General features: G+C 65.0%; 1 protein-coding gene. It reads left to right on the forward strand.

Going from position 1 to position 1210, the window contains the following annotated elements; all coding sequences use genetic code 11:
- On the forward strand, positions 1–1176 hold a 1176-nt coding region (gene tuf, locus CDV49_RS19980; protein ID WP_088217013.1), incomplete at its 5' end, for an elongation factor Tu.
- Positions 1177–1210: the final 34 nt, after the last annotated feature.

A 1210-nucleotide genomic window follows, 5' to 3' on the forward strand; every position in this document is an offset into this window, starting at 1 on the left:
ATGGCAAAGGCAAAGTTTGAACGGACGAAACCGCACGTCAACATTGGCACGATCGGCCACGTTGACCACGGGAAGACGACGCTGACGGCGGCGATCACGAAGTATTTCGGCGACTTCAAGGCCTATGACCAGATCGACGCGGCGCCGGAAGAGAAGGCGCGCGGGATCACGATCTCGACGGCCCACGTGGAATACGAGACGGACGCGCGCCACTATGCGCACGTGGACTGCCCCGGCCACGCGGACTACGTGAAGAACATGATCACGGGTGCGGCGCAGATGGATGGCGCGATCCTGGTGGTGAACGCGGCCGACGGCCCGATGCCGCAGACGCGGGAGCACATCCTGCTCGGCCGTCAGGTGGGCATTCCCTACATGGTCGTTTACCTGAACAAGGTCGACCAGGTTGACGATGCGGAGCTTCTGGAGCTGGTGGAGATGGAAGTGCGCGAGCTTCTGTCGTCCTACGAGTACCCGGGCGACGACATCCCGATCGTGAAGGGCTCGGCGCTTGCGGCGCTGGAAGGCCGCGACAAGGAGATCGGCGAGGATTCGATCCGCGCGCTGCTCGCAGCGGTGGACGCGTACATCCCGACGCCGGAGCGTGCGGTGGACCAGCCGTTCCTGATGCCGATCGAGGACGTGTTCTCGATCTCGGGCCGGGGCACGGTTGTGACGGGTCGTGTGGAACGCGGCGTGATCAACGTGGGTGACGAGGTCGAGATCGTGGGCATCCGCCCGACGAAGAAATCGACCTGCACGGGCGTCGAGATGTTCCGCAAGCTGCTGGACCGCGGGGAAGCCGGCGACAACATCGGCGCGCTGCTGCGCGGCGTTGACCGGGAAGGCGTCGAGCGGGGCCAGGTGCTCTGCAAGCCGGGCTCGGTGAAGCCGCACACGAAGTTCGAGGCGGAAGCCTACATCCTCACGAAAGAGGAAGGGGGCCGTCACACGCCGTTCTTCGCGAACTACCGTCCGCAGTTCTACTTCCGGACCACGGACGTGACCGGGACCGTCAAGCTGCCGGAAGGCACGGAGATGGTGATGCCGGGCGACAACCTGAAGTTCGAGGTCGAGCTGATCGCGCCGATCGCCATGGAAGAGAAGCTCCGCTTCGCCATCCGTGAAGGCGGCCGCACCGTCGGCGCCGGCGTCGTCTCCAAGATCATCGAGTAATCGAAAGGCTGAGGGCGGGGCTCCGCCCCACGCC

It is taken from the genome of Haematobacter genomosp. 1 (assembly GCF_002196855.1).
Taxonomy (GTDB): Bacteria; Pseudomonadota; Alphaproteobacteria; order Rhodobacterales; family Rhodobacteraceae; genus Haematobacter.